We start from the raw sequence: 19,885 nt of genomic DNA on the forward strand, positions 1-19,885 counted from the left end.
GCGTCGGCAAGTCATCGAAGGCCCAGTTGCACCTCGCGCCGGATCACCACCATGATCGAAGCGACGCCTAGAATGCCCGTCACGAACATCAGCCACAACAGGGGCATGGCGCCTGTTTCCGGGGTCAGCAATGCGCCAGCAAGTGCACTGAGGCCAGCGCCACCGCCAAGCATGATTGCCCCGCTCAGCCCCGATGCGGTGCCCGCAAGGTGGGGGCGCACTGAAAGCGCGCCAGATGTGGCATTTGGGATCGACATGCCATTGCCGACGCCCACAAAGGTCATGAAGCCAAAGAAGCTCAGGGCGGAGCCAAGCCCGCTTGCCATGAAAACGATGGAGATCGCGACGCCGATCGCGTTGAGCCAGCATCCCCACATGACCATCCGGTTGATGCCGAACCGCACGGAAAACCGGCCGGACAGGAAGTTGCCGAGGAAATAGCCGATGGCCGGTGCGCCGAAATAGAGGCCCAATTGTGCCGGGGTCAGGCCGAACACCTCTGAGCCCACGAACGGTGCGCCGCCGAGATAGGCGAAGAAAGCGCCCGAACTGAACCCGCAGGAGAGCGAATATCCCCAAAAGCGCGGGGAGGTCAGAAGCTCGGGATACTCCCGGAATTGCTGAAGGAGTGTCTTGCCGCTCTTCATTGCGGTTTCGCCGAAATCGTGCCACGTCAGGGCAAGGGTCGCGACACCAAGGCCGAGCAAAAGCCAGAAGTTCGCCTGCCAGCCGAAAAGCTCGTCCAGCGCGCCGCCGATTGCCGGGCCAACCATCGGAACGACGGCCATCCCCATTGTGACATACCCGATCATCGAGGCGGCCTTGTCCTGATCGTACATGTCTCGAACGGCAGCGCGGCTGAGAACGATCGCGACAGCGATGACGGCCTGGAACATCCGAAAGGCCAGAAAGATCTCTGCCGTTGGGGCAAATATGCATCCCAGCGTGGCAACAAGGAAAAGCGCGATCCCCCAAAGGATCACGGGCCGACGCCCGGCCTTGTCCGCAATCGGCCCGATCATGATCTGCAAGATCGCATTCATCAGCAGATAAAGAGATACCGACAGTTGCATGAGCCGGTAATCGGCATCGAAATACGCCGACATGTTCGGCAGACTGGGCAGGAACACATTCATCCCGAGGGCCGACAGGCCCGATAACAGGATCAGCGTCGCAATGCTTGGAGGGGTGCGCCGCGACGGCGCGGGGTTGATGTCTGCGCTCATGTGTTCTGATTTAGGATCAGCTTGAAACGCTGTCCATCGAATCTGGAGGTTAAGGCGTTAATTAGCAATTTTTCGTTTAGCAAAGTGCGCCTTGCCAATAGTTTGCAAATTTGCCGAAATCACCTTTGGAATCCCCGCGACGGCATATAGGGTCCGGCAAAATTTCCAAGGGGATTACCGCGATGAAAGACATCCTTTCCGAGCTCGAGAACCGCCGCGCCGAAGCGCGGCAGGGCGGCGGCGCGAAACGTGTCGAGGCCCAGCATGCACGCGGCAAGCTGACCGCCCGCGAGCGGATCGAGTTGCTGCTCGACGATGGCAGCTTCGAGGAGTTCGACATGTTCGTCGCGCACCGCTGCATCGATTTCGGAATGGAGAAGAACCGGCCCTACAGCGACGGTGTCGTGACCGGGTGGGGCACCATCAATGGGCGCATGGTCTATGTTTTCAGCCAGGACTTCACGGTTCTGGGCGGGTCGGTTTCGGAAACCCATGCCCGAAAGATCTGCAAGATCATGGACATGGCGGTTGCCAATGGCGCGCCGGTGATCGGGATCAACGATTCGGGTGGTGCGCGTATCCAGGAGGGGGTCGATTCCCTTGCCGGCTATGGCGAGGTGTTCCAGCGAAACATCATGGCGTCGGGCGTTGTGCCGCAGATCAGCGTCATAATGGGTCCCTGTGCTGGTGGCGCGGTCTACTCACCGGCGATGACGGACTTTATCTTCATGGTCAAGGACACGTCCTACATGTTCGTGACTGGCCCTGACGTGGTCAAAACCGTCACCAACGAGCAGGTGACCGCCGAGGAGCTTGGTGGTGCCTCGACGCACACCCGGAAAAGTTCGGTCGCCGATGCGGCCTTTGACAACGACGTCGAAACGCTGGCTGAGGTGCGGCGTCTCGTCGATTTCCTGCCGCTGAACAACCGCGAAAAACCGCCGGTGCGCCCCTTCTTCGATGAGCCCGACCGGATCGAGGATTCGCTGAACACGCTGGTGCCGGAAAACCCGAACACCCCTTACGACATGAAAGAGCTCATCACCAAGGTGGCTGACGAGGGCGATTTCTACGAGATTCAAGCCGATTTCGCCAAGAACATCATCACCGGCTTCATCCGGCTCGAGGGGCAGACGGTGGGTGTGGTTGCAAACCAGCCGATGGTTCTCGCTGGCGTTCTGGACATCGATAGCGCGCGCAAGGCTGCCCGGTTCGTCCGCTTCTGCGACTGTTTCGAAATCCCGCTGCTCACGTTGGTCGACGTGCCCGGGTTCCTGCCGGGCACCAGCCAGGAGTACAACGGTGTCATCAAGCATGGCGCAAAGCTCTTGTTTGCCTATGGCGAGGCGACGGTGCCCAAGGTCACGGTCATCACCCGCAAGGCGTATGGCGGTGCCTACGTGGTCATGAGTTCCAAGCATCTGCGAGGTGATTTCAACTACGCGTGGCCGACCTCCGAGATTGCCGTGATGGGGGCCAAGGGAGCGACCGAGATCATTCATCGCGCCGACCTGGGCGACCCCGAGAAAATCGCGCGCCACACGCAGGATTACGAGGATCGCTTTGCGAACCCCTTCGTGGCGGCCGAGCGTGGTTTCATCGACGAGGTGATCCAGCCCTGTTCGACCCGCAAGCGTGTTGCGCGCGCCTTTGCGAGCCTGCGCAACAAGAAGCTGCAAACCCCTTGGAAAAAGCACGACAACATTCCGCTGTAAGTTCGCCGGCGCGCCTTGACGGGCGCGCCGTGGCCAAAAGGATCGCCTGACCGTGAGCACGCTCTGGAAAAACCAAGCCTTCACCATCTCGCATGCGGATGCGTCCGCATTCCGCGGCGAGGGGTTGCGCGCGTTTTTCGAGTATCGGCAACTGGGAATAGCCGAGGCGACGCAGGGCAAGTTCGGCGCGCATGTCATCCGGGCCGTACCCGGAATGGAGAGCCCGGGGGCCTGGCATTCGCATGCGCTCGACTTCCAGATGGTCTATGTGACGCGTGGCTGGGTGGTGTTCGAGTACGAAGGGCAAGGGGAGCATATCCTGCGCGAGGGATCGTGCGTCTTGCAGCCTCCTGGAATCGTTCATCGCGAGGTTCGTCACTCCGACGACATGGAGTTGATCGAGATCACCTCGCCTGCAGAATTTGACACTCGGGAAGAATCACCCTCATGATCCGCACCGAGCTCAACCGGACGGCGCACGCACCATGCGTGGCGCACGCAGCCCCGGCAGGAGGAGCCCGCCTTTGGTGGGGCCGGGGCTGCGCCCTTGTGGCGGTTTTGATCGGATCATCAGCCTTTGCAGGCGAAAAGCCCCTTCTGCCCGTTCCGTCGGGTCAGGATGTCCGACTGGAAGAAGTTCTCATTGACGAAAACCCCGGCGAAAGCTGGCTTCGCCTGCGCCTGATTGCAACGGCCATCGGTGCCGAGCAGGGTGGTTATGGCTACGACGAAGCGGCCCAGGACATGGATCATCTGTGCGAGATCCTCGCCGTTCCCTACGTCGCGCAGCACGACCTCGCACCCGCCCGCATCGTGATTTCGATGTCCGATCGCCCGGTGGAGTTCGGACGGTCGGATCCCGAGGCGACGCAGTTTTTCGAAGCTTACAGCCTTCAGGACGGTCGCTGCATCTGGGAGGAGTACTGACGATGCCACAACATCTTGCGGCACGATATTGCTTCCCCGGCGGGATTGATGTTTTGGCGTCACAGCGTCGCGACATGCGCCGGGCGTCATGTATTTTGCACCTGTTCTGGATTAAGGTGCGCCAAGGTCGCGTTCAGGCGGCCGACACACCGTGTCTGAGGCAGGCGGGGCCTACAGGTCCTGCGCGTTTCGCTAACAATGTCTGGAGTAACAGATGGCAAAGAGCATCAAGTTCATCGCGATGGTCGCCTTCGTCGGCGCCGTTGCGGCATGTGACAATTCTCCCAAGGAAGAATTCGTCATCGTCGATCCCGAGCCGATTTCGACCGAACCGGTCTACACCGGAAAGTACAAGTAAGACCCTTGCGGGACCGGCTTCGGTCCCGCTCCCCCGCACCCCGTCGTTGGAGGTGCGGCCATGCTGAAACATCGCGGCTTCCCGTCGCGGATGCCAAGCTCCGATTTTCAGTTCACCATACGCCGCGCCAATCCCAAGGGCGCGACACCCCTCATCCGGCGCGAACGCTATCGCGACCGCAAGGCGGTGGACCGGCGCGTCGACGCTTACTTCATGCAAGCCCTGTGGGAGCATTTCGGGTCCGAACCATTCGAGCGCGGTAACCTTGATGCCGGCAGGCTCAGCTGGCTGTTTGGGCGCGAGATTGTCCCCGCGGAGGAGCCCTTCGATCCGACCAGCTACGAGGCGTTGCTCGTGATCGATGAGACCGCGGCCCGTGCGTCTTTCCCCGAGGCTTTCGTCGAATGATCGGCGATTTCCCGCATAGCTTCTGCGCGGATTGGCAGGTTTTGGCGCAGCCTCGCGACGTTGGCGAACTGTACTTGGCGTTGCAGAAAACTCGGTGCAGCTTGCACTCGTCCGGGGCACTCTGGAAACCTGCCACAGGTCTCGGCCATCTATTCCGTACCCCTTCTTCAAGCGGGCGGGACCATCGAGCATTCGGTGTCCTGCCCGCCTCTTTTTCTCTTTTTTCACAGGCGTTTGGGCATCAATCCGCGCATGTCGTGCGACCGGGTCATGGCGACTTGCGCGGGTCGGATGCAAGCGCTTATCTGCCCTCTCGAAAACAAGAGCAGAACGAAGGAGAGGCAGGATGCGCATCATTCGCGTATTATCGGTTTTTGGACTCTTGGCGGCGGTGTCGGCCTGTGGTGACACGCTCGAGGAGCAGGCGATCATCGGCGGCGGCGCAGGCGCAGTCACCGCGCTGGCGCTTGACGGCAACCCGCTTGTCGGTGCGGTCGTCGGCGCGGCGGGCAATGTCGTCTATTGCGAATACGGTCCAGGCAAGTGTTGACCGGTCTGACCTGACGGTCGCGGGCCGGGCGGAACTTGGACCGCAGGCCCGCGTTCTCCATCCGAACGAACGGAAAGGATGGAACTCATGGCCCTTGCACGCGCATTTTTTGTCGCCGGTCTCTTTGGAACCCTCGCAGCCTGCGGCGACAGTGTCGGTGAACAGGCGCTCTTTGGAGGCGGCGCAGGCGCTGTCGCTGCCGGTGCGGTCAATGCAGACCCGGTCGCGGGCGCAGCGCTCGGCGCAGCCGGCAATATCCTTTATTGCGACCAGAACCCCTCGGATTGCTGACGCAGCGCGATGCCCCGCGTCGCTGACCTTTAACGCGCTCCGGACTCGCTCCGGGCATCCGCCAAACACGCAAAACGCCGCGCCGGACCTGACCGTTCGGGGCGGCGTTTCGCGTTTCATCATACCCAAGACGAAGGACAGAGCATGTTCAACAAGATCCTGATTGCCAACCGGGGCGAGATTGCCTGCCGTGTCATCAAGACCGCCCGCAAGATGGGAATTGACACGGTCGCGATCTATTCCGACGCGGACAAGAATGCCCTGCATGTCGAGATGGCGGATGAGGCGATCCATATCGGGCCGCCGCCTGCAAACCAGTCCTACATCGTTATCGACAAGGTGATGGCGGCAATCCGCGAGTCCGGTGCCGGGGCAGTTCACCCCGGTTATGGCTTCTTGTCCGAGAACGCGAAATTCGCCGAGGCGTTGGAAGATGCCGGTGTGGAATTCGTTGGCCCCCCCAAGGGCGCGATCGAGGCGATGGGGGACAAGATCACCTCCAAGAAAATTGCGCAGGAGGCCGGCGTTTCGACAGTTCCCGGCTACATGGGCCTGATCGAGGATGCCGATGAGGCGGTGAAAATCAGTCAGGAAATTGGCTACCCGGTGATGATCAAGGCCTCTGCCGGCGGCGGCGGCAAGGGGATGCGCATCGCGTGGAACGACGAGGAAGCGCGCGAAGGCTTCCAGTCATCCAAGAACGAGGCGGCAAGTTCCTTCGGCGATGACCGTATCTTCATCGAGAAGTTCGTGACCCAGCCGCGCCATATCGAGATCCAAGTGCTTTGCGACAAGCACGGCAACGGGATCTACCTTGGCGAGCGAGAGTGTTCGATCCAGCGCCGAAACCAGAAAGTTGTCGAAGAGGCGCCAAGCCCGTTCCTCGACGAAGAAACGCGCAAGGCGATGGGCGAACAGGCCGTGGCTCTGGCCAAGGCAGTCGGATACGCCAGCGCCGGCACGGTCGAGTTCATCGTGGATGGTCAAAAGAACTTCTACTTTCTCGAGATGAACACCCGCTTGCAGGTGGAACACCCGGTGACCGAGCTGATAACCGGCGTCGACCTTGTCGAGCAGATGATCCGCGTCGCGGCAGGCGAGAAACTGGCGATCACCCAGGATGACGTCAAGCTGACTGGCTGGGCGATCGAAAACCGCCTTTATGCCGAAGATCCGTATCGCAACTTCCTACCGTCGATTGGCCGTCTGACCCGCTATCGTCCGCCGGCAGAAGTCGCTGCAGGCCCCCTGCAGACCAACGACAAGTGGCACGGCGACGCGCCCGTAGGCGAAACGGCAGTGCGCAATGATACCGGTGTCTACGAGGGCGGCGAGATCAGCATGTACTATGATCCGATGATCGCCAAGCTCTGTACATGGGGGCCGACACGCGCCGAAGCCATCGAGGCGATGCGCGTAGCGCTCGACAGTTTCGAGGTCGAAGGTATCGGTCACAACCTGCCCTTCGTCGCGGCGGTGATGGATCATCCAAAGTTTGTCTCGGGCGATATGACCACCGCCTTTATCGCCGAAGAGTATCCCGAGGGCTTCGAGGGTGTCGAACTGCCCGATGACCAGCTACGCCGCGTGGCCGCTGCCGCCGCCGCGATGTACCGTGTTGCCGAAATTCGCCGCACGCGCGTCTCGGGCCGCATGGACAACCACGAGCGCAAGGTCGGCAAGCGCTGGGTCGTCTCGCTTCAGGGCCGGGATTTCGCGGTCAAAGTCAAGGCAGACAAGCAGGGCTCGACCGTCAAGTTCGATGATGACACCAAGCTGCGCGTTTCGTCCGACTGGCGACCCGGTTCCAGCCTGGCCAGGATCGACATCGACGGCGAGCCGCTGGTCCTAAAGGTTGACAAGGTCACGTCCGGCTACCGTCTGCGGACGCGCGGCGCGGATCTTAAGGTGCATGTGCGCACCCCGCGTCAGGCGGAACTGGCCGCCCTGATGCCCGAGAAACAGGCGCCGGACACATCGAAACTGCTCCTCTGCCCGATGCCTGGCCTGATCGTGAAGGTGAATGTCGAGGTCGGCGACGAAGTGCAGGAGGGGCAGGCGCTCTGCACCGTCGAAGCGATGAAGATGGAGAACATCCTGCGCGCCGAGCGCAAGGGTGTCGTCTCCAAGATCAATGCGGGCGCGGGTGACAGCCTGGCCGTCGATGACATCATCATGGAGTTCGAGTGATCGCGTGCGGCGCGGTCACCTGATCCAAAGGAGGCAAAACGTGGGACGAGGGGCGGCAGAGAAGGGCGGGCGCATAGCGCGGGCTCACTCGAGTCCCTTGCTCTCGCGTATCTCGCGCTGGCGTAGCGGCATCTTGTCGATCGAGCGGCTGAGCGCCCGTACGTCCCACGGGACGGGTTTGCGCAACTCGATCGTTCCGCCCTTGTCCATCAGGATCAACTGGAAGCCCCGGGGGCGCATTTTTTGCCGCAGTGGCGACTTGGCCGCCGGATCCGTATCGGTAATCACGACGACGTCACGCCGTATCATCTCGTCGGCCCGCTCTGTCAGCAATTGGATCTGCTGCTGGTATCGAGGGTCGGCAGGTGTGTCGGCAAAGACGATCACCGGCCGCTTAATCCATAGAAATTCGCTCAAATCGGTTTCACCGGCCGGTCGGATATACGGTCCGTCCTCGGCCATTATGGCGTCCGCGGCCGATGCGACGACCGGGAATAGGCAAGTGAAAACAAGCGCTAATATGCGTTTCATGCTGTCTCCTGTCAGGGTGAATATAGACCCCCCTGCCTGGATTGCGACGCCTCTTCTGCATGCGGACCCGAAAAACTTTACCGTTAATCGCTTCGTGAGGGGGGCCGCGTGAGCATCGTGCCGATTCCCCCCCGCCGCCAGACCCGGGCGGCCCTTACCAAAGGCAGAGCGATGGACGTTATCCTTCACATCGGTGCGCACCGCTGCGCGACAACCAGCTTTCAGGACTACATGCGCCGTAACCGGCCCCTGTTGGCCGAGGCCGGCACTGGTTTCTGGGGGCCGTACCGAACCCGCACGGGCCTGTTTCGGGGGTTGGGCGAGAGCGGTAAGGCCAGCCGCCGGGCGCTGGGGCGGGTCCAACTGAACCTTCGCGGTAGCCAGCGGCGGGGCATGGATCGCCTTGTCGTGAGCGAGGAAAACATGCTGGGCGCGATGCGGGTGAACCTGCGCGATGCCGCGCTTTACCCTGACGCGGGCCTCAGGATCGTACGCCACGCCGAGGCATTCGGACCTGCGCTGACAGACCTTGTCCTGAACATCCGTGCGCTCGATCTCTATTGGGCGTCGGTCATGGGGTTTGCTCTGGCACGCGGTTACGGTCTGCCGCACCGACGGATGCTCGACCGCATCGCCTTCGCGCCGCGCAGTTGGCGCGATGTGATTGCTGAGATCGCTTGTGCCGTCCCCGATGCACGGCTGTGGGTTCTGCCATTCGAAACCTTCGCGGGCCGCCCCGAAGCGCAGCTTGCCGCTGTCACGGGACGTCCCGCCCCAAGAAACGACGCGCGCGGCTGGTGCAACCGGACCCCGCGGCTTCCACAGTTGCGGGCCGGTGTGATTGACGAGGTCGCGCGTGAACTTCCGAATGGCGATGGGCGTTGGATGCCGTTCGATGCCGTTCAGGCCGATGCCCTGCGTGAACGCTATGCTGATGATTTGATGTGGCTTGCGGGCGGGGCGGATGGCCTTGCCTGGTTGATGGATGACCCGGAACGAAAACCGGCGGGGCAAACCCTGCCAATATCCGATATGACGAGAGGAAGACGCAATGAGCAAGACAGACGATTGGCGGGCGCTGGCTGAGAAAGAGCTGCGCGGCCGCCCGCTGGAGGATCTGACCAAGACGACGCTCGAGGGTATCGAGGTCAAGCCGCTCTACACCGAGGAAGATGTCGCGGACCTGCCGCATATGGGTAGCCTGCCGGGATTTGCGCCGTTCACCCGTGGGGTGAAAGGGACAATGTATGCAGGCCGGCCCTGGACGATCCGTCAATATGCGGGTTTCTCGACCGCCGAAGAGTCGAATGCCTTTTATCGCCGCAACCTCGCTGCCGGGCAGCAGGGCGTTTCGGTCGCTTTCGACCTCGCCACGCACCGGGGATATGACAGCGATCACCCCCGCGTGGTTGGCGATGTCGGCAAGGCTGGCGTGGCCATCGACAGTGTCGAGGACATGAAGATCCTGTTCGACGGTATCCCGCTGGACAAGGTTTCAGTCTCGATGACGATGAACGGCGCGGTGATCCCGGTGCTGGCGAGCTTTATCGTTACGGGAGAGGAGCAGGGCCATGACAGGGCTGTGCTGTCGGGGACCATCCAGAACGACATCCTCAAGGAGTTCATGGTCCGCAACACCTACATCTATCCGCCCAAACCCTCGATGCGGATCATCGCGGATATCATCGAATACACCTCGAACGAGATGCCCAAGTTCAATTCGATTTCGATCTCGGGCTACCACATGCAAGAGGCCGGCGCGAACCTCGTGCAGGAACTGGCCTATACGCTGGCCGACGGGCGCGAATACGTGAAGGCGGCGATCGAGGCGGGCATGGACGTGGACAAGTTCGCCGGCCGTCTGTCCTTCTTCTTTGCCATCGGCATGGATTTCTTCATGGAGATTGCAAAGCTGCGCGCCGCACGTACGCTGTGGCACCGGGTCATGACCGAGTTCGGCGCACAGAACGAGCGGTCCAAGATGCTGCGCACCCATTGCCAGACATCGGGTGTGTCGCTGCAGGAGCAGGACCCCTACAACAACGTGATCCGCACCGCATACGAGGCGCTCAGCGCCGTGCTCGGCGGTACCCAGTCGCTGCACACCAACGCTCTGGACGAGGCAATCGCGCTGCCCACCGATTTCTCGGCCCGGATCGCACGCAATACGCAGCTCGTTCTGCAGGAAGAGACGCGCGTGACCGACGTGGTCGATCCGCTTGCCGGTTCCTACTACGTCGAAAGCCTCACGAACGACCTGGTCGAAAAGGCCTGGGCGCTGATGGAAGAGGTCGAGGAGATGGGCGGCATGACCCGTGCCGTAGAATCCGGCATGCCCAAGCTGCGGATCGAGGAATCCGCCGCCCGCCGCCAGGCCATGATCGACCGCGGCGAAGAGGTGATCGTCGGCGTCAACAAGTACCGCAAGGACAAGGAAGACCCGATCGACATTCTTGATGTCGATAACGTCAAGGTCCGTGAAAGCCAGATTGCGCGGCTTGATAAAATCCGCGCCGAGCGTGACGAGACCGCCTGCCAGTCGGCGCTGGACGAACTTACCCGCCGGGCAAAGGAAGGTGGCAACCTTCTCGAAGCCGCCGTCGAAGCCGCCCGTGCCCGGGCTACCGTTGGGGAAATCAGCATGGCAATGGAAAAGGAATTCGGTCGTCACCGCGCCGAAGTGAAAACGCTCGCCGGGGTCTATGGCGCCGCGTACGAGGGCGACGAGGGTTTTGCCGCGATCCAGAAATCGGTCGAAGACTTCGCCGAGGCCGAAGGGCGCCGCCCGCGCATGCTGGTCGTCAAGATGGGGCAGGACGGCCACGACCGGGGCGCCAAGGTCATCGCGACCGCTTTTGCCGATATCGGCTTCGACGTCGATGTGGGGCCGCTGTTCCAGACACCTGCCGAGGCTGCGCAGGATGCCGTTGACAACGACGTCCACGTCGTGGGGATCTCGTCGCAGGCGGCCGGTCACAAGACCCTCGCCCCCCAACTGGTCGAAGAGTTGAAAAAGGCAGGTGCCGAAGACGTGATCGTTATCTGTGGCGGCGTCATTCCACAGCAGGATTACCAGTTCCTCTACGACAATGGCGTCAAGGCGATCTTTGGTCCCGGCACCAACATCCCCGAGGCCGCGCAGGACATCCTGCGCCTTGTTCGCGAGGCACGCGGCTGAGGCCACGATATCGGGTATTCATCCCCGACGCCTTTTGGGGCAAGTGTAGGGGCAGCGGATCAATTCGCTGCCCTTGCAAATGGGAGACCGGGATGGAACTCGATCATCTGGCCGTGGCCGGAAAAACGCTCGAAGAGGCATCTGCCCATGTCGAGCAGGCGCTTGGCGTCGCGATGCAGCCGGGGGGGCAGCACGCGCGGTTCGGTACGCATAACATGCTGCTTGGACTGGGGGATGGTCTCTACCTCGAAGCGATTGCAATCGACCCCAAGGCCCCGTCGCCGGGCCGGATGCGCTGGTTCGATCTCGACCATCTCGATGGCCCACCGCATTTGCGCTGCTGGATCTGTCGGGTGCCTGACCTTGACGCCGCGCTGATGACCGCGCCACCGGGTTGCGGCGATCCGATAGAGTTGGAGCGCGGTGATCTCAAGTGGAAGATGGCCGTTCCCGATACCGGTATCCTGCCATACGACAACGTCTTCCCCGCGCTCATCCAGTGGCGCGGCGATTTGCATCCTGCAAACATGCTGGCCGATAGTGGTTGTCGTTTGCGCAGCCTCACGGTCTCGCACCCCGATGTCGAACCCTTGCGGGGAGATCTCGAAGGCATCGCGCTGGTCCGTGTCGAAAGGGGCGAACCGGGCCTTGTCGCCGAGATTGAAACGCCACACGGGGTGCGCGTGCTGGAATGACGATACGCGAGGCGCGCGCCGAGGATGCCGGAGCGATCGCAGGCATCACCAACGCGATCATCCGCGACACGCTGATCACCTTCACCACGATGGAACGCAGTCCGTCGGATATCGCCGCGGATATCGCCGCACGGCGCGAGGCATTTCTGGTCTGCGAGGCGAAGGGCAAAGTGGCGGGTTTTGCAACCTACGGTCCTTTCAGGGGTGGGTCGGGCTATGCCCATAGTGTCGAACACAGCATTCAACTGGATACCGATTCCCGCGGTCTGGGACTGGGGCGCGCATTGATGGCGCGACTCGAAGTGGTTGCGCGCGATGCGGGACACCACGTCATGGTCGCCGGTATCAGTGCGGCCAATCCCGGTGCTGTCGCATTCCACGCCGCGATGGGCTTTGCCGAGGTGGGACGGATGCCTGAAGTCGGCCGCAAACAGGGCCGCTGGCTAGATCTTGTGCTAATGCAGAAAATTCTTGTCTCGGGCGCAGATGACGCACCTGACAGCGCCGGGCCGCTTGGATAAACTGACACCATGTCCCTGTGGTCCCGTATATCCGACGCGATCAGCGCGCTTGCCAGCGGCGAAAGCCTTGCAACGGTTTTTGAACGGCTTCGCACGCCCCCCGAACGCAGTGTGGCCTTTGCCATCGCCGTGATTGCGCTGGGTGCGAAAATGGCCAAGGCGGATGGTCATGTCACCCGTGACGAGGTGACCGCCTTTCGTGAGGTTTTTCAGATCGCGCAGGAGGACGAGGCCGGTGCCGCCAAGGTCTTCAACATGGCGCGGACCGATGTCGCGGGCTATCGCGAATATGCGCGCCGCATCCGGGCCATGTTCGCCGAAGACAGCACCGTTCTTTCCGACCTGATGGAGGGGCTGTTCCACATCTCGATGGCAGATGGCAGCTATCACCCCGACGAGGACGCCTTCCTGCACGAGGTCAGCCAGATATTCGGCCAGTCCGAGACGCAGTTCCGCGCCCTGCGCGCGCGATTCGTGCCGGACGCACCCAAGGATCCTTACACGATCCTCGGCGTCGATCCCGACATGCCTCTGCCCGAGATCCGCAAGGTCTGGCGCAAACTGGTGCGCGACACGCATCCCGACGCGATGATGGCCCGTGGTGTCCCGCGCGAGGCGATCCGACTGGCCGAGAAGCGGATGATCGATATCAACCACGCCTGGGAAGAGATCAATCGCCAGACGGTCGGCTGAGCGATGCGGTTGGCGACCTGGAATGTCGAGTGGTTCGCCAATCTCTTCGACCGCGATGATCGATTGGTGCTCGACGATGCGCCGTCGGGGCGGGAAGGAGTAAGCCGGGCACAGCAGGCCGAGGCCATCGCCATGGTGCTGACCGCCCTCGACGCTGACGCAGTCATGATCATCGAGGCCCCGAATACCGGCCGGACACAGGATACCGTGCGCGCGCTGGAGAGCTTTGCAAAGGCCTTCGATCTGCGTGCAAGGACGGCGGTGATCGGTTTCGCCAACGAGACGCATCAGGAAATCGCGCTGCTTTACGATCCTGCTATCCTAGCGGCTCGACACGATCCACGGGGAGAGGTGACGGGCAAGAAGGGGGACGACGACGCGCCGCGTTTTGACGGCACATTCCGGATCGATCTCGATATCGACGCAACCGAGGATCTTGTCCGGTTTTCGAAGCCACCCCTCGAGCTTGCCATTACGACCGCTTCGGGATTGTCTTTCCGCATGATCGGTGCCCATCTCAAATCGAAGGTGCCGCACGGGGCCGAAAACCGGGACGAGTCCATCCGCATCTCCATTGCCAACCGTCGCAAGCAACTGGCCCAGGCGATCTGGCTGCGCGACCGCGTGCGCGCTCATATGGCCACGGGGGAAGAGGTTGTGCTGCTGGGGGATCTGAATGACGGACCCGGACTTGACGAGTTCGAACATCTCTTCGGGCGCTCCTCGGTCGAGATCCTGCTTGATTCAGGTTTGTTCGATCCGCATGCCGATCTCACACGCCAGGTTCGGCCCGGCGTCCTGCCCACCACGGCCCGGTTCGAACTGCCCGAGAGCGGCCGCTACCTCGAGGCGCTGCTGGATTACGTCATGCTTACACCGGGATTGCGCGACAGGAACGCGACCTGGCGCATCTGGCATCCGTTCGATGACGCGGTTTGCTACAATACTCCGGAACTGCGCGACGCATTGCTGGCGGCATCGGATCATTTCCCGGTCAGCGTCGATTTCGACGCCTGACCTTTGCAGCGCGACGGTGTCGGCGCTATATTCATAGCATGAAACAGTTTGCCCTTTCTCTCGCCCTCGTTGCATTTTCTGCCCTGCCTGCCATCGCTCAGGTCGAGGATGAGGGGGACGAGAAATCGCTGATGGAGCAGGGGGCTGAGCTGTTCTTTCGCGGCTTGCGCGAAGAGATGGAGCCCACCATGGAGGAACTGCGCAGCCTCGCCGAGGAGTTCGGGCCAAGGATGCAAGGGTTCCTCGACGAAATGGGCCCGGCCATGTCGCGCATCATGTCCGAAGTAGAGGATTGGAGCACGTACGAAGTACCCGAGATGCTGCCCAATGGCGACATCATCATCCGCAAGAAACAACCCAAGCCCGAAGAGGACGCTGCGCCAGAGGATGATGCCACGCCCGAAGGACAGATCGAGCTTTAATCGGGTTCGACCAGCACCTCGACGTTGGAACCCAGCGCGTTACCAAGCGAAACGAACCGCGATTGGGCGACCTCGCCATACAGCGGCAATGCAGATTCTGGCAGGAGCAGTTCCAGCCTTTTCTTCTTTGGATAGAATCGCAGCGTACCGGGCCGCGTGTCGTTCTGAATCCAAAGCATCGCGCCGAACCGCATGGCCTTGCCAAGGATTTCGGCCTCGGTCTGGCTTTTCTGGTCAAGCAGAGCGAATAGCGGTTCGAATCTGTCGCCCTCGCGCTTGTTGCGATAGCGATGCTGCAAGGCAAGTCCCAGAAACACGCGTTCGGAGTGCTTCAACCCGCCCAGGTTGGCCCGCGTGGCGTTGTCGAAACAGACCTCGGCACGGTAGTCGGGATGCGCGCGCCAGCTGACATCGTGCAGCAGGCAGGCCGCCTTGATCAGCCGTACCTTGGCCGGAGAGGCATTGCGAAACAAGGGCATCACGAAATCGAACAGCTTGCGGCCGAAACCCGGAATGCGGGCATCCTTGGCCTCGGCAAAACGGCACGCTTCGATCAGCGGGTCACGATCCCGCAGGCGGCGAGGCATCTGTTCGTACAGTAGCCCCTCGCGGATCCCATAGCTGGAAATGGCAATGTCCTTGGGTTTGAAAGTGCCAATCAGCCTTACCAGTACGTCCATCGCATAGGGCAAGAGCGACATGCGTGACGACGATATCCCGGCAGCCTGGCGGATCTTGTCCGGGTCGTTGGACTCGATGAATTTGACGGTGGCGTGCACCTGTTTGGTTGTCATGCGGTATTCGTGAAGGACCTGAAGCGGGTAGTCCCGCCGCAGCATGTCGAGCTTGGCAAAGGCACGCCAGCTACCTCCGACCAGAAACAGCCGGTCCCGCTGGGTGCCAAGACTGGTCTTGAGCTCTTCCATGGTCTGCTTGATATGCGCCTTGCGTCCGCGTCGCCCGCCCTTGATATCGCGCAGTTTGAGCGGCCCCAGCGACGAGGTCACGCGCCGACCCACGCGACCCTGTGCGATCTCGGCCAACTCCATCGACGATCCGCCGATGTCACAGATCAAGCCGAACGCGCCTGGCCAGCCCAGCAGCACACCTTGAGCCGACAGACGGGCCTCTTCCTCTCCGTCGATGACGCGCACCGTCAGTCCGGTTTCGCGCCACACCTCTTCACAGAAATCCGGTCCGTCCTCGGCGTCGCGTACGGCAGCGGTGGCCACAACATGCAGGGGGGGCATGTCCAGCCCTCGCGCCAGTTGCGCAAAACGCGCCAAAGCCGACAATGCTCGCTGGCGTCCCTTGGGGTTCAGCCGCCCGGTGTCGGACAGCCCCGCACCAAGGGCGCACATGACCTTTTCATTATAGAAATAGGCCGGAGATCTCGCGGCCCCGTCGAACACCACCATGCGGACCGAGTTCGACCCCACATCGACCACGCCGACTCGCGACAGTGCACGCGCGCTGGGATCATCGAACAGCGGCCTGCCGAACGTTCCCCAGTCAGGAGCGCGGTTGTCGGTCTCAGAGATATCGGTCTGCATCACGTGGTTCCGAGGATGGTCGTTCGGCGCGGTCTGGTCAATCATCGGTTCGGTCTCGGTTCAGAAGAGTCACGGCAAGCGCCCTGTTGATCTCGCGCTTCTCGGCCAGAGCGATCATGTCGAGCTGGCCGACGATGCGGGCGGCCTCCTCGAAACTGCGCATCATGTGGCGGGCAAGATACGGAATCACGTCAGGCTTGGGGTTCAGTTGTCGGTCGGTGAAAAGCTTGGCCAGCACGGCACATAACAGCGCGTCATCGGGCGCCTCCAGTCCGACATGATGCGCGGCCGCGATGCGGCTGGCAAGGTCGGGGAGGGCAATGCCCCAAGTCGACGGCGCGCCCCGCCCGGTAAGCAACAGCGGCTGCCCCTGCGCAAGGGCTAGGTTATGCAGATGAAACAGAAGTGCCTCGCGTGCCGCGTCTCCGGCAATTGCGGGAACGTCCTCGACCGCCACCGGGGCGCTGGCGAGATCAGGGATGGCAGCCTCGGTAACCTTGTGCGCCGGAATGATCCGCGCGCCGGTTTCACCCGCCCAGACATGGGCCAGATGTGTCTTGCCACTCCCCGCGGGGCCGCTGAGCGCAAGCTTTCCGCCCGGCCAGGTGGTGGCAGAGATCATTGCCACGGCCAAAGCGTTGGCGGGCGAGACGAAAAAGTCTTCGCGGCCCAGCGCGGTCTTGGCGGGCAGGTCAAAGCTCAGTTGTCGTGCCATTCAGTCCTGGTCCTGCTCGGCCAAACCCTTGTAGAGGCGGCTTTGCAGGTATTGCTGCGCCCCGAACCGTGCCAGTACCCCCAGTGCTGCTGCGACGGGGACCGCCACCAGAAGGCCGACGAAACCGAACAGTGCCCCAAAGACCGAAAGCGCGAGCAGCAGCCAGACGGGATGCAGCCCTACCGAGTCGCCGACCAGCTTGGGCGTGAGGAAGTTGCCTTCGACCAGTTGGCCGGTCTGAAAGATCGCCGCGACGAGGATGATGTTCAGCCACTCCCCCCAGAACTGGAACAGGGCAAGCCCGATGGCGAGCGCCCCGCCGATCAGCGCGCCGAGATACGGAATGAATGTGAGCAGCCCCGCGATGAAGCCCACGACGAGGCCGAACTGCAGGCCGACCAACATCAAGGCCACCGCGTAATACGTTCCAAGTATTAGACAAACCGTGCCCATACCGCGCACGAAAGAGGCGAGCGTATGATCCACCTCGCGCGACAGGCGGCGAATGGTCGGGGCGTGATCGCGCGGCAGAAGCTTGTCGATTTCGGCGATCATCCGGTCCCAGTCGAGTAGAAGATAGATGGCGACGACGGGGACGATGACGATGAGGACGACGACGTTGATCGCGTTGCCGAAGGAGGCCACGAGGGTCTGGACCAGCTCGCCGGATTTGGCGGTGAGCGTTTCAGCGATCCGCGACAGGGCCTGGCGCGCGCTGGAGTTGCTATCCTGGAGAGCGGGGAAATTCGTGTCGAAGAAGGCGCGCAGGTCGCTGAAGACCTCGGGCATCACGTCGATCAGCGCGATGAGCTGGCTGATCATCGTGGGCAGGACAAGCACCAGGCCCAACACGAAGATCAGAATGCAAGTAATTGTAATCGTTGCAGTTGCGGCGATCCTGGAAAAGCCCCATCGCTCCAGCCGGTCGGCAACGGGATCGAGGAAATAGGCGATGCCGCCCCCGATCACGAAGGGCAGCAGGACGTCTCCGAGCGCCCATAGGACAGCAATGAAAACGACTGCGGCAATGCCCCAGTAGCTCAGCTGGTCTTTCACCGGCAGTGCCATGTCGATCCTCGTACCGCGTCGCCAGTTCGTGTTTCGCCGATGCGTTGCCGCGATGCAAGGGGAATGGGGGGTACCGCGGCGGTCCCCCCGGAATTGTCCGTTTTGTACATGCTCCGGGACGGGGTTTGACCGTTTTGTACAAGGACCAGAACGTCGGTACCCCGGAAAGAAAGTGGCCGCGTCACGACTCGGAATCGGTGAGCAGGGTCGAGACGATGTCGCGGATCTCTCGCGAGAGGTCCAACTCGGTCGCGAGGCTGTCGAGATAGGTCTCGGCGTCCTTGCGGCGTTCGATGCCGGCGCGGCGCAGGCTGGCGATGATGTCGAACAGGGTTCTGTCAGAGCAGGGACCGGAGGAGAGGCGCCAGACCGTCCCGCCCTCGCGTGGTTCGGGGCTGAGCCCGCAGCGCCGTTCGGGCGACGTGTTGCGCCAGATGAGCATCAGCATGTCGAGCCGCGCGGCGCTGTCCTCGGCATAATACTGGTGGGCGAGCATGTCGCGCCCGGCGGCGGACATGTCGATGCTGTCGATCCCCTGAAACGGGGTCATCAGCGGACCACCTTCGCCGGCGCGGGGAGCGTCGCCATGGATGCGCCGGGACACGTCGAGGGCCAGATCCTCGCTGGATCCATAGAGGGTCATCCGGCGCGCCAGAGGACGAAAGGTTTCGGCCATGGCGCCGAACAGGCCCGCATCCACGTCGGGGGCGGCAAACAGGACCTCTTCGAAGACCGGATCCTGTTCGGCATCCGCATCACGGCGCAAGGCCATCAGTTCCAGCGCGTCGGTCAGCGCGCGGTTGCCCATGGAATGCGCGACGAGGTGAATGGAGGTGGCACCGGCCTGATCGACGAGCGCGTCGAGGAAGCGCGACAGGTTGCGCCCGCTGTGGCGCACGGCGGCGGTGTCGGCGACATATCCCAGCGTGCTACCGCGCGACGGCCAGGAATAGACGATGGGAACGCCCTCGTATCTGAGGTCATGGGTGATCTGGGCCGACCGGCGCATGGCGCTGTCGAAATCGACGTTGAACCCGTGGATCAGGACCAGAACCTCGTCCTGCGGAGCGTTGGACAGGCGGTCGGCGAGCATGTCGAAGAAATCCGGCGAGGGCAGGGGGCTGACATCTTCGAGAACGACATGGCGACCGGGTTCGCGATGGAACTCCATTCGCCAGAGCGAGGGATGTTCAAGCCGCCCGCGCCGATGCGTCGGCGGGATCGAGACCCGCGCGATGCCCTGTTCGAGTGGCCCGCGCGCATGCCCGTAGACGTTGCGCGGGCCAGCCGCGCCGCTGCGTGCGCGGTCGGTCGCGAAAAGCAGTTCGACGATATGGCGGCGGGAGTCTGCGGGGTCGTCGCCCGACAGGAGGCGTTCGCCGGCCAGAAAGGCGCGCACCGCGCTGTCGATATCGCCCGATTTCGCGTGCAGGTCCTGCGATCGGGCCATGAGGTCGACGGGGTCGTGGTTGAGCGAAAGGCCTTGTGCCTCGGCCAGCGTCGCCTTTTCCTCGTAGACGGCGGCGGCCTCGGCCGTTCGGCCAAGCGCCTCGAGCGCCTCGGCGCGGGCCTCGAGCAGGTCCATGCGGATATGAGTGTTACCGGGCGCTTCGGGGTCAAGCCGGGAAAGCGCCCTGTCTGCCAGCGCCAGCCGTTCGGCGGGGTCCTGCGGCGCCTGGCTGAGCAGGTGCCACACGTCGGGATCCTGAAGCACGGTGAACTGGGCCCGGACCGGGTGGGCGGTCCAGAGGATCAGCGCCAGCAGGAGGACGGGCAGCAGTCGCATCGCGTGGTCCTTGTGCGGAACGGCCCGGAAGGGGCCGCTCC

The 19,885-nt window shown here is 62.4% G+C and carries 21 protein-coding genes; 15 read left to right on the plus strand and 6 right to left on the minus strand.

Annotation, left to right across the window (positions count from 1 at the left end; all coding sequences use genetic code 11):
* Positions 1-11: 11 nt before the first annotated feature.
* Positions 12-1,226 (minus strand): multidrug effflux MFS transporter, encoded by a 1,215-nt coding sequence (locus ACFORG_RS15420; protein ID WP_386736418.1) that lies wholly within the window; start codon positions 1,224-1,226, stop codon positions 12-14.
* 182 nt (positions 1,227-1,408) lie between these two features.
* Here ACFORG_RS15420 and ACFORG_RS15425 point away from each other — a divergent pair, with 182 nt between their 5' ends.
* The 8 genes from ACFORG_RS15425 (at position 1,409) to ACFORG_RS15460 (ending at position 7,665) form a co-directional block, all read left to right on the plus strand.
* Positions 1,409-2,941, plus strand: coding sequence for an acyl-CoA carboxylase subunit beta (locus tag ACFORG_RS15425; RefSeq protein WP_386736419.1), 1,533 nt, complete (start codon positions 1,409-1,411; stop codon positions 2,939-2,941).
* Between the two features lie 52 nt (positions 2,942-2,993).
* The gene (locus tag ACFORG_RS15430; protein WP_386736420.1) at positions 2,994-3,392 is read left to right on the plus strand and encodes a cupin domain-containing protein; all 399 of its coding nucleotides are present in this window, start codon (positions 2,994-2,996) and stop codon (positions 3,390-3,392) included.
* Positions 3,389-3,868, plus strand: a complete 480-nt coding sequence (locus ACFORG_RS15435) for a DUF6497 family protein (RefSeq protein ID WP_386736421.1) — start codon at positions 3,389-3,391, stop codon at positions 3,866-3,868. Before ACFORG_RS15430 ends, ACFORG_RS15435 begins: the two co-directional genes overlap by 4 nt.
* Positions 3,869-4,082: 214 nt before the next feature.
* Positions 4,083-4,226, plus strand: a complete 144-nt coding sequence (locus ACFORG_RS15440) for a hypothetical protein (RefSeq protein ID WP_386736422.1) — start codon at positions 4,083-4,085, stop codon at positions 4,224-4,226.
* Positions 4,227-4,286: 60 nt separating this feature from the next.
* On the plus strand, positions 4,287-4,634 hold the full coding sequence (locus tag ACFORG_RS15445; protein ID WP_386736423.1) for a hypothetical protein: 348 nt from the start codon (positions 4,287-4,289) through the stop codon (positions 4,632-4,634).
* A gap of 346 nt (positions 4,635-4,980) precedes the next feature.
* A complete protein-coding gene (locus tag ACFORG_RS15450; RefSeq protein WP_386736424.1) occupies positions 4,981-5,184 on the plus strand; it encodes a hypothetical protein in 204 nt (67 codons plus the stop codon).
* A gap of 87 nt (positions 5,185-5,271) precedes the next feature.
* Positions 5,272-5,475 carry a hypothetical protein gene (locus ACFORG_RS15455; protein ID WP_386736425.1) on the plus strand — a complete coding sequence of 68 codons (204 nt, stop codon included), beginning with the start codon at positions 5,272-5,274 and terminating at the stop codon, positions 5,473-5,475.
* Between the two features lie 144 nt (positions 5,476-5,619).
* The gene (locus ACFORG_RS15460) at positions 5,620-7,665 is read left to right on the plus strand and encodes an acetyl-CoA carboxylase biotin carboxylase subunit (protein ID WP_386736426.1); all 2,046 of its coding nucleotides are present in this window, start codon (positions 5,620-5,622) and stop codon (positions 7,663-7,665) included.
* An 84-nt stretch (positions 7,666-7,749) separates the two neighbouring features.
* Here the strand turns inward: ACFORG_RS15460 and ACFORG_RS15465 are convergent, their stop codons facing one another.
* A complete protein-coding gene (locus ACFORG_RS15465; protein WP_386736427.1) occupies positions 7,750-8,196 on the minus strand; it encodes a DUF4174 domain-containing protein in 447 nt (148 codons plus the stop codon).
* A 171-nt stretch (positions 8,197-8,367) separates the two neighbouring features.
* Between ACFORG_RS15465 and ACFORG_RS15470 the strand changes: the two genes are divergently transcribed.
* The 7 genes from ACFORG_RS15470 to ACFORG_RS15500 all read left to right on the plus strand — a co-directional run bounded on the left by ACFORG_RS15470 (position 8,368) and on the right by ACFORG_RS15500 (position 14,722).
* Complete coding sequence (locus ACFORG_RS15470) at positions 8,368-9,282, plus strand: hypothetical protein (protein ID WP_386736428.1); 915 nt, start codon at positions 8,368-8,370, stop codon at positions 9,280-9,282.
* On the plus strand, positions 9,248-11,374 hold the full coding sequence (scpA, locus tag ACFORG_RS15475; RefSeq protein ID WP_386736429.1) for a methylmalonyl-CoA mutase: 2,127 nt from the start codon (positions 9,248-9,250) through the stop codon (positions 11,372-11,374). The genes ACFORG_RS15470 and scpA overlap by 35 nt, the downstream gene beginning before the upstream one ends.
* A 92-nt stretch (positions 11,375-11,466) precedes the next feature.
* Positions 11,467-12,069, plus strand: coding sequence for a VOC family protein (locus ACFORG_RS15480; RefSeq protein ID WP_386736430.1), 603 nt, complete (start codon positions 11,467-11,469; stop codon positions 12,067-12,069).
* A complete protein-coding gene (locus ACFORG_RS15485; protein ID WP_386736431.1) occupies positions 12,066-12,590 on the plus strand; it encodes a GNAT family N-acetyltransferase in 525 nt (174 codons plus the stop codon). Before ACFORG_RS15480 ends, ACFORG_RS15485 begins: the two co-directional genes overlap by 4 nt.
* Positions 12,591-12,599: 9 nt before the next feature.
* The gene (locus ACFORG_RS15490) at positions 12,600-13,283 is read left to right on the plus strand and encodes a TerB family tellurite resistance protein (protein WP_386736432.1); all 684 of its coding nucleotides are present in this window, start codon (positions 12,600-12,602) and stop codon (positions 13,281-13,283) included.
* 3 nt (positions 13,284-13,286) lie between these two features.
* The gene (locus ACFORG_RS15495) at positions 13,287-14,300 is read left to right on the plus strand and encodes an endonuclease/exonuclease/phosphatase family protein (RefSeq protein ID WP_386736433.1); all 1,014 of its coding nucleotides are present in this window, start codon (positions 13,287-13,289) and stop codon (positions 14,298-14,300) included.
* 38 nt (positions 14,301-14,338) lie between these two features.
* Positions 14,339-14,722, plus strand: a complete 384-nt coding sequence (locus ACFORG_RS15500) for a hypothetical protein (protein ID WP_386736434.1) — start codon at positions 14,339-14,341, stop codon at positions 14,720-14,722.
* Here the strand turns inward: ACFORG_RS15500 and ACFORG_RS15505 are convergent.
* The 4 genes from ACFORG_RS15505 to ACFORG_RS15520 all read right to left on the minus strand — a co-directional run bounded on the left by ACFORG_RS15505 (position 14,719) and on the right by ACFORG_RS15520 (position 19,844).
* Positions 14,719-16,275, minus strand: coding sequence for a Ppx/GppA family phosphatase (locus ACFORG_RS15505; protein WP_386736625.1), 1,557 nt, complete (start codon positions 16,273-16,275; stop codon positions 14,719-14,721). The genes ACFORG_RS15500 and ACFORG_RS15505 overlap by 4 nt on opposite strands.
* Before the next feature lie 37 nt (positions 16,276-16,312).
* On the minus strand, positions 16,313-16,990 hold the full coding sequence (locus ACFORG_RS15510) for a chromosomal replication initiator DnaA (protein WP_386736435.1): 678 nt from the start codon (positions 16,988-16,990) through the stop codon (positions 16,313-16,315).
* Positions 16,991-18,058: an AI-2E family transporter gene (locus ACFORG_RS15515; protein ID WP_386736436.1), complete on the minus strand. Its 1,068-nt coding sequence runs from the start codon at positions 18,056-18,058 to the stop codon at positions 16,991-16,993.
* Between the two features lie 181 nt (positions 18,059-18,239).
* Positions 18,240-19,844, minus strand: a complete 1,605-nt coding sequence (locus ACFORG_RS15520) for an alpha/beta hydrolase (protein ID WP_386736437.1) — start codon at positions 19,842-19,844, stop codon at positions 18,240-18,242.
* Positions 19,845-19,885 lie beyond the last annotated feature (41 nt).

Source organism: Lutimaribacter marinistellae, from assembly GCF_042648365.1.
Classification (GTDB): domain Bacteria; phylum Pseudomonadota; class Alphaproteobacteria; order Rhodobacterales; family Rhodobacteraceae; genus Lutimaribacter_A; species Lutimaribacter_A marinistellae.